The following is a 4,182-nucleotide window of genomic DNA, read 5'->3' on the forward strand; positions in this document are numbered from 1 at the left end:
ATTAGTTTATCAATAGTTCCCTGTTTAATGCCAGTACCTTTAAAAGCAGCCGTTAATTCTACTTTGCCTGCTGTATTAACATTGATAGAATTGTTGGTATTAGTGGTTTGATTTACATGATTACTAAAAACCCAGTTAGGAGTTTTACTGTTATTTGAATTTGTAGTTGTATCAGCTTGCAGTTCTGTTTCTATAACATTATCACTATTGATAAAATTTACTGCTACAATTTTTTCTGATTGTATAAACTGAATATTTTTAAGTTCCAACTTTCTTTGTAAGAGAGTTGGACAAGAAGGAGCAATCATGAAAGCTAAGTCTGGTGGATTTCCGTCATAATTAGATGGCTTAAATGTAACATCCAGGAATATTATTAGCTTCCCAGTACTCTTTGGCTGAATTTAAAATATTCAATGCTATTTGGTACTGTGTCGGTTCAGCTTGGGCAAAGATATCAGCATGATTATATCATATGACATATCTTTGAGCCGGACACCATGTTAAATCGGTGATACATTCATCAAAAGCATCCCAGTTAGCGCCGAAGTATGTAGGAATTTCCATTGCTTCAGCAGCTTATTTTAAAAATGTTTGTTTGCTATTAATTTTTTTACCATCAAGATAAAAAACTTTATGATTCATAGATTTATGGTAAGGAAATAGGTTAGCAAAATTGTCTGAATCAGGATGTCCAGGATTAAAGGATTAACAGGATGATAAAATATAAAATTGACGATTGTTAATAAAAATCTTAAAATCATGTAGATGATAATTTTAACTTTGTTCAAGTATTGTGTTATAATTAATTCAGAGTTATAAGAGTAAAAATATCATGATTTTAGCTGTTAAAAATGCTCTTTCCACAATTGCACCGAAGTTAACTTATGATGTGTTAATTGAAAATCAAGAAGATGGCACTGTGAAAGCGACATTATTAAGTTTACCAGAATGTCAAGGTTTAGGTGCGAATAAAGAGGAAGCATTAAATAATCTTATTCAACTTTTTCAAGCACGAAAACCAGAAATAGTAACTTTAGAAATTGAACCACCTAAAACAGAACATCCTTGGATGAAATTTGCAGGAATGTTTGAGGATGATCCACATTTTGATGAAGTGCAAGAATATATAGCAGAATATCGTCGTGAATTAGATGCAGAAATGGAGGAATATTATCAACAGATTGAAAATCAGGAGCATATAAAATGAGTTTATGGGTACTTGATACAGATCATGTTTCTCTCTTTCAACGCAGAAATCCATTTATTGTACAGCGTGTTAATAGTGTCAAATTTGAAGAAATTGCCATAACCATAATTACTGCTGAGGAACAATTGCGTGGTAGGTTTAATGTTATTATAAATGCCTCATCGTCGGATAAATTAGTATTAGCTTATGCAAATTTTCAGGCTAATCTAGAGTTTTTACGAAATGTAAATTTACTAGAATTTAGTGAAGATGCTGGGAATATTTACACTGAATTAGTTAAGCAAAGAATCCGCGTTGGTACTCAAGATTTACGCATTGCTGCAATTACATTATCAGTTAATGGGATTTTAGTAACTCGTAATTGGAAGGATTTTGAAAAAGTGCCTAATTTGCGTTTGGAAGATTGGAGTATTAGTTAAAAATGTCTGAATCAGGATACCCAGGATTAGAGGATTAACAGGATGTTTTTTAGAAAATATAGGTTTTTGTAAATGATAGAAAATATATTTTTCTCTAAATCATAATTTATAATCATTAAATATTCACAGAAAATCTATAAATAACAATCCTGTACATCCTTAAATCCTGGTTATCCTGTATCCCTTACGGGAGGCGTTAGCCATATCTGACAACCACAACGAAAAATCTCCAAGGAAGCATCCCAGTTAGCGCCGAAGTATGTAGGAATTTCCATTGCTTCAGCAGCTTATTTTAAAAATGTTTGTTTGCTATTAATTTTTTTACCATCAAGATAAAAAACTTTATGATTCATAGATTTATGGTAAGGAAATAGGTTAGCAAAATTGTCTGAATCAGGATGTCCAGGATTAAAGGATTAACAGGATGATAAAATATAAAATTGACGATTGTTAATAAAAATCTTAAAATCATGTAGATGATAATTTTAACTATTTTCAAGTATTATGTTATGATCAATTCAGAGTTAGAAGAATAAAAATATCATGATTTTAGCTGTTAAAAATGCTCTTTTCACAATTGCACCGAAGTTAACTTATGATGTGTTAATTGAAAATCAAGAAGATGGCACTGTGAAAGCGACATTATTAAGTTTACCAGAATGTCAAGGTTTAGGTGCGAATAAAGAGGAAGCATTAAATAATCTTATTCAGCTTTTTCAAGCCCGAAAACCAGAAATAGTAACTTTAGAAATTGAACCACCTAAAACAGAACATCCTTGGATGAAATTTGCAGGAATGTTTGAGGATGATCCACATTTTGATGAAGTGCAAGAATATATAGCAGAATATCGTCGTGAATTAGATGCAGAAATGGAGGAATATTATCAACAGATTGAAAATCAGGAGCATATAAAATGAGTTTATGGGTACTTGATACAGATCATGTTTCTCTCTTTCAACGCAGAAATCCATTTATTGTACAGCGTGTTAATAGTGTCAAATTTGAAGAAATTGCCATAACCATAATTACTGCTGAGGAACAATTGCGTGGTAGGTTTAATGTTATTATAAATGCCTCATCGTCGGATAAATTAGTATTAGCTTATGCAAATTTTCAGGCTAATCTAGAGTTTTTACGAAATGTAAATTTACTAGAATTTAGTGAAGATGCTGGGAATATTTACACTGAATTAGTTAAGCAAAGAATCCGCGTTGGTACTCAAGATTTACGCATTGCTGCAATTACATTATCAGTTAATGGGATTTTAGTAACTCGTAATTGGAAGGATTTTGAAAAAGTGCCTAATTTGCGTTTGGAAGATTGGAGTATTAGTTAAAAATGTCTGAATCAGGATACCCAGGATTAGAGGATTAACAGGATGTTTTTTAGAAAATATAGGTTTTTGTAAATGATAGAAAATATATTTTTCTCTAAATCATAATTTATAATCATTAAATATTCACAGAAAATCTATAAATAACAATCCTGAAGCATTAAATAATCTTATTCAACTTTTTCAAGCACGAAAACCAGAAATAGTAACTTTAGAAATTGAACCTTCTGAAACTAAATATCCTTTAATGGAAGTTACAGAGCTAAAGTCGGTTTAAACCGACTATTGGGAATGATGGAATATTACATTTATCTTCATCAGGTAAAAAGTCAATCAAATCCTGTACATCCTTAAATCCTGGTAATCCTGTACAGTATCAAAGACAACCACAACAAACAATCTCCAAATAGTGAAAAATTGACTTTACCTATTTGTTAATAACTAAAAACTTGATAGGAATATTATTAGCTTCCCAGTATTCTTTGGCTGAATTTAAAATATCCAATGCTATTTGGTACTGTGTCGGTTCAGCTTGGGCAAAGATATCAGCATGATTATATCATATGACATATCTTTGAGCCGGACACCATGTTAAATCGGTGATACATTCATCAAAAGCATCCCAGTTAGCGCCGAAGTATGTAGGAATTTCCATTGCTTCAGCAGCTTATTTTAAAAATGTTTGTTTGCTATTAATTTTTTTACCATCAAGATAAAAAACTTTTGATCCTATGCGGCTATTTGTTCCACTGTTTTAAGGATGTTTTATTTAATGTTTGTTGATAAAATATTGAGATGTGAAATTTATTTTACATAACTATTTCAAACATCCTATAATGATTTAATCAAAAACAGATTTCGTTTTTATCTAGTTTTTTTTGCAATTTCTGTTTGACATTAGCTGTTAGTTTTAGAGCTTCTACCATTTTATCTAAATTGTCTAAATTTCTTTGTTGACGTTTGTTTATTAGTTTATCAATAGTTCCCTGTTTAATGCCAGTACCTTTAAAAGCAGCCGTTAATTCTACTTTGCCTGCTGTATTAACATTGATAGAATTGTTGGTATTAGTGGTTTGATTTACATGATTACTAAAAACCCAGTTAGGAGTTTTACTGTTATTTGAATTTGTAGTTGTATCAGCTTGCAGTTCTGTTTCTATAACATTATCACTATTGATTCTAAATCATAATTTATAATCATTAAATATTCACAGAAAATCTA

At 30.8% G+C, this 4,182-nt stretch carries 7 protein-coding genes; 4 read left to right on the top strand and 3 right to left on the bottom strand.

The window, feature by feature from the left end; genetic code table 11:
• On the bottom strand, positions 1 to 308 hold a 308-nt coding region (locus A9Y75_RS28890), incomplete at its 3' end, for a hypothetical protein (RefSeq protein ID WP_177176293.1).
• Positions 309 to 468: 160 nt separating this feature from the next.
• Positions 469 to 564 (bottom strand): barstar family protein, encoded by a 96-nt coding sequence (locus A9Y75_RS27030; RefSeq protein ID WP_083389754.1) that lies wholly within the window; start codon positions 562 to 564, stop codon positions 469 to 471.
• Positions 565 to 832: 268 nt separating this feature from the next.
• On the opposite strand from A9Y75_RS27030, the gene A9Y75_RS25105 reads away from it, so the two are divergent.
• The 4 genes from A9Y75_RS25105 (at position 833) to A9Y75_RS25120 (ending at position 2,963) form a co-directional block, all read left to right on the top strand.
• Complete coding sequence (locus A9Y75_RS25105; protein WP_071192509.1) at positions 833 to 1,207, top strand: hypothetical protein; 375 nt, start codon at positions 833 to 835, stop codon at positions 1,205 to 1,207.
• Positions 1,204 to 1,626, top strand: coding sequence for a type II toxin-antitoxin system VapC family toxin (locus tag A9Y75_RS25110; protein ID WP_071192511.1), 423 nt, complete (start codon positions 1,204 to 1,206; stop codon positions 1,624 to 1,626). Before A9Y75_RS25105 ends, A9Y75_RS25110 begins: the two co-directional genes overlap by 4 nt.
• Before the next feature lie 543 nt (positions 1,627 to 2,169).
• Positions 2,170 to 2,544, top strand: coding sequence for a hypothetical protein (locus tag A9Y75_RS25115; protein WP_071192512.1), 375 nt, complete (start codon positions 2,170 to 2,172; stop codon positions 2,542 to 2,544).
• On the top strand, positions 2,541 to 2,963 hold the full coding sequence (locus tag A9Y75_RS25120; protein WP_071192511.1) for a type II toxin-antitoxin system VapC family toxin: 423 nt from the start codon (positions 2,541 to 2,543) through the stop codon (positions 2,961 to 2,963). The genes A9Y75_RS25115 and A9Y75_RS25120 overlap by 4 nt, the downstream gene beginning before the upstream one ends.
• Positions 2,964 to 3,519: 556 nt before the next feature.
• Here the strand turns inward: A9Y75_RS25120 and A9Y75_RS27035 are convergent.
• Positions 3,520 to 3,615, bottom strand: a complete 96-nt coding sequence (locus tag A9Y75_RS27035; protein ID WP_083389754.1) for a barstar family protein — start codon at positions 3,613 to 3,615, stop codon at positions 3,520 to 3,522.
• Positions 3,616 to 4,182: the final 567 nt, after the last annotated feature.

This window comes from Trichormus sp. NMC-1, assembly GCF_001858025.1.
Taxonomy (GTDB): Bacteria; Cyanobacteriota; Cyanobacteriia; order Cyanobacteriales; family Nostocaceae; genus Anabaena.

What these genes read in the sequence shown, in the direction of transcription:
- A9Y75_RS25110 (WP_071192511.1), top strand. Translation starts at nt 1,204, where the DNA reads ATGAGTTTATGGGTACTTGATACAGATCATGTTTCTCTCTTTCAACGC.
- A9Y75_RS27030 (WP_083389754.1), bottom strand. Translation starts at nt 564, where the DNA reads ATGGAAATTCCTACATACTTCGGCGCTAACTGGGATGCTTTTGATGAA.
- A9Y75_RS25115 (WP_071192512.1), top strand. Translation starts at nt 2,170, where the DNA reads ATGATTTTAGCTGTTAAAAATGCTCTTTTCACAATTGCACCGAAGTTA.
- A9Y75_RS25105 (WP_071192509.1), top strand. Translation starts at nt 833, where the DNA reads ATGATTTTAGCTGTTAAAAATGCTCTTTCCACAATTGCACCGAAGTTA.
- A9Y75_RS25120 (WP_071192511.1), top strand. Translation starts at nt 2,541, where the DNA reads ATGAGTTTATGGGTACTTGATACAGATCATGTTTCTCTCTTTCAACGC.
- A9Y75_RS27035 (WP_083389754.1), bottom strand. Translation starts at nt 3,615, where the DNA reads ATGGAAATTCCTACATACTTCGGCGCTAACTGGGATGCTTTTGATGAA.